The sequence below is a fragment of the Mycobacterium simiae genome, assembly GCF_008370645.1.
Lineage (GTDB): Bacteria > Actinomycetota > Actinomycetes > Mycobacteriales > Mycobacteriaceae > Mycobacterium > Mycobacterium simiae_A.
Window position 1 is genome coordinate 1 of sequence record NZ_VTZN01000304.1, and the last position, 3,275, is coordinate 3,275.

Sequence of the window (3,275 nt, forward strand, 5' to 3'; positions counted from 1 at the left end):
TGACCGCCGGCGACATCCGCACGGTGGTGCAGCGTGCTATCGACGATCCCCGCGGGCTAGGCGGGCAGGTTGCGGTGGCACCGGAGGCCGTCGACCTGCTGGTGCAGTTGGCGGCCGGGGACGCCCGCCGTGCCCTGACGGCGCTGGAGGTCGCGGCTGAGGCAGCTGAGCTGGTCACCGTTGAGACCATCGAGCAGTCCCTGGACAAAGCTGCCGTCCGCTACGACCGCGACGGCGATCAGCACTACGACGTGGTCAGCGCCTTTATCAAGTCGGTCCGCGGCTCCGATGTGGACGCCGCGCTGCACTATCTGGCCCGCATGCTGGTCGCCGGGGAAGATCCGCGGTTCATCGCCCGCCGGCTGATGATCCTGGCGAGCGAGGACATTGGCATGGCTGACCCGACGGCACTGCCGGTTGCCGTCGCGGCGGCGCAGACCGTGCAGCTCATCGGCATGCCCGAGGCTCAGCTGACGCTGGCGCATGCCACCGTCCATTTGGCTACCGCGCCGAAGTCGAATGCGGTCACGACAGCCCTGGGCGCGGCGATGAACGACATCAAGGCGGGCAAGGCGGGTCTGGTGCCGGCGCATCTGCGTGACGGGCGCTATTCCGGTGCGGCGGCGCTGGGCAACGCCCAGGGTTACAAGTACTCACATGACGCGCCGGATGGCGTTGTCGCCCAACAGTACCCACCGGACGAACTGGTGGATGTGGACTACTATCGGCCGACTGGCCGCGGCGGTGAACGAGAGATCGCCGGCCGGCTGGACCGGTTGCGGGCCATTATCCGCAGGAAGCGGCCATGAAAAATGCTCACCGACGAGGAGACGGGCCAATCGCTGCCCGCCGCCAACTCCAACAGCGTCGGTGACGAAGCGGCACCCGCGATCGTCTGGGAACGCGGTCGCGGATTCCCGGAAGGCGCGTTGCCGAAGGAGCAGATAGCCGTACAGCGCGTTGCTCGACGCTGAATCTACGCACACCCGCCTCGGCGTTTCGTGTGCGTAGATTCAGCGTCGCGGTGGATACCCGAGCGCCCGAGAAGCTCAGACCAGCTCGGGCACGCGTAGGTGGGCGATCGCCAGCTCGAATTCGACGACATCGACCAGTTCGGCCCCCAATTCGCGGATCCGCCGGCTGCGCAGCTCGGTTGCCTGGTCGCGGTTGCGCGCCATCGCGTCCATGCTGTCGAAGGTCGCGCACGACACGGCGCGCCGGCATGACGGATGGTCGACCATCATGCTGGCACTGCAGAACCCGTCGAGACGCTCCATCTCGGGAAGCACACACGTCCGATAGAAGTCGAGCGACCGGCTCAGCTGGTCCGGCACCACCTTGAGCCAGGTGGCCCGCACGCACGCCCCCTCATGCGAGTGGTGGTCGCGGTGCACCAGTGCGATATCCCATTCCTCGACCTTGATGCTGCCGTCGAACATCAGCCCGGCGCGGTCACGAATGGGCGCCACCCGCTCGGCGCTGGCGCGCATCGCCGCCAACGACTCCCAGGCGCTGGTGGCGATGCAGCAGCCGGATTGCCGGTCGACCAACAGCGACACCCCGACACACCCATCGATCTCCTGCAGGGCGGGCATGACGACATCGCGAACATGCGCAATTCCAATGTCGACCGACAGCGGTTGCGCCTGGATGGTGGTAGAGCGTGCGTACACGATGGGCCCCTCCTGTGTCGGGGCGGCGCCCCGGCGGCGCCACCGGTCCCACCGATTACCATCCTCCAACCGAATGGCCCTGGCAATGCTTGGCGGCGATGGGTGTACATCAGCAGCCGGCGTAGGCATCGGCGCACGCGGACTGCGATCAATGACAGCTTCCCGTGCGGTTTCGGCGGTTGCCGTCGAGTAACGGCGATTCGTGGATGCCGCCGGCCGCCTACGGCAACCCGGTGCTGCCGTCAGTGCCCAACAGCATCCCGCCGGTGCCGCCGGCGCCGGCCTTGCCCGCGGTCGTGCCGGCCCCGCCGTTGCCGCCGTTACCGCCGGCGCCGATCTGTCCGGCCTTGCCGCTGGACCCGCCGGCACCGCCGGTGGTGGCCGCCCCGCCGGTAGCGCCGCCGGAGCCGAAGAGCAGGCCGGCGTTGCCGCCGGCCCCGCGGGCGCCACCGGCCACGCCGCCGCCGAAGCCTTCCCCGCCGGTGCCGCCGGCGCCGCCGGCGGCACCGAGGGCGAGTAGGCCGGCGTTGCCGCCGCCACCACCGGCCCCGCCGCCGTCACCGCCGAGCCCGCCGGTGCCACCGTTTCCGCCGGCCGGCTATGGCCAGGCACCGGGAGGCTACTCCGCTCCCGGCCGCGGCACTCCGCCCCCGCCCCCCGGCTATGGTCCGCCAAGCGCCCCTCCGGCGGGTTACCCGCCACAGCCGGGTTTCAGCGGACCGCAGACACCGGATTTCAACGTCGGTGAAGCCATCAGTTGGTCGTGGAACAAGTTCACCAAAAACGTCGCAGCGCTGGTTGTGCCCGTCATCGTCTATGCCGTGGCGATCGGCGCCCTGGTAGGTGTGATGGCTGGGGTCACCTTTGGGCTGTCGGACACTACGACGAGCACTATCACCGACGCCTACGGCAACACCTACGAATCGACCGATGTGGCACTAAGCCCGCTAGCGGGCGGAACTTAGCAAACCGGAACTTAGCAAATGTGCGCGGCGGGCGCGCGGATTGGTGCCGGTTGCGCCTAGGTTGGACGGCGCCGCTGCCCGTTCCGAGGCGTGCGTGGTATGCCTGAGACTGTGTCCGACGGTCTTTTCGACCTGCCCGGCGCACCGAATACGACCGATCACCAACTCGACGGGTCAGCCGGGGCGCCGCTGGCGGTGCGGATGCGTCCGGCATCGCTGGATGAGGTGGTCGGCCAGGATCACCTGTTGCGGCCCGGCTCTCCGCTGCGCCGTTTGGTCGAGGGGTCGGGTGTGGCGTCGGCCATCCTCTACGGGCCGCCGGGCAGCGGCAAAACAACACTGGCCGCGTTGATCTCGCAAGCGACCGGACGCCGGTTCGAGGCGCTGTCGGCGTTGTCGGCCGGCGTTAAGGAGGTTCGTGCGGTTATCGACCAGGCACGCAGCGGCCTCCTCTCCGGCCAGCAGACGGTGCTGTTCATCGATGAGGTACATCGGTTCTCCAAAACCCAGCAGGACGCGCTGTTGTCGGCGGTGGAGAACCGAGTGGTGCTGCTGGTGGCCGCGACCACCGAGAACCCGTCCTTTTCGGTGGTGGCCCCGCTGCTGTCGCGATCGCTGATCCTGCAATTGCGACCGC

The 3,275-nt window shown here is 68.7% G+C and carries 5 protein-coding genes and 1 pseudogene; 4 read left to right on the forward strand and 2 right to left on the reverse strand.

All coding sequences use genetic code 11. The annotated features are described in order from the left end of the window. Positions 1-809, forward strand: a pseudogene (locus F0Q45_RS25060) (replication-associated recombination protein A); the annotation flags it as partial. A 3-nt stretch (positions 810-812) separates the two neighbouring features. Continuing rightward, on the forward strand, positions 813-974 hold the full coding sequence (locus F0Q45_RS28145; protein WP_188113152.1) for a hypothetical protein: 162 nt from the start codon (positions 813-815) through the stop codon (positions 972-974). A 75-nt stretch (positions 975-1,049) separates the two neighbouring features. On the opposite strand, the gene F0Q45_RS25065 is transcribed toward F0Q45_RS28145, so the two are convergent. Continuing rightward, a complete protein-coding gene (locus tag F0Q45_RS25065) occupies positions 1,050-1,673 on the reverse strand; it encodes a hypothetical protein (RefSeq protein ID WP_149656452.1) in 624 nt (207 codons plus the stop codon). A 220-nt stretch (positions 1,674-1,893) separates the two neighbouring features. Continuing rightward, entirely contained in the window at positions 1,894-2,130 is a 237-nt protein-coding gene (locus tag F0Q45_RS28150; protein ID WP_188113153.1) for a hypothetical protein, read from the reverse strand. A gap of 118 nt (positions 2,131-2,248) precedes the next feature. On the opposite strand from F0Q45_RS28150, the gene F0Q45_RS25075 reads away from it, so the two are divergent. Then, positions 2,249-2,638, forward strand: a complete 390-nt coding sequence (locus F0Q45_RS25075; protein ID WP_149656453.1) for a hypothetical protein — start codon at positions 2,249-2,251, stop codon at positions 2,636-2,638. A 99-nt stretch (positions 2,639-2,737) separates the two neighbouring features. Next, on the forward strand, positions 2,738-3,275 hold a 538-nt coding region (locus tag F0Q45_RS25080; protein WP_149656454.1), incomplete at its 3' end, for an AAA family ATPase.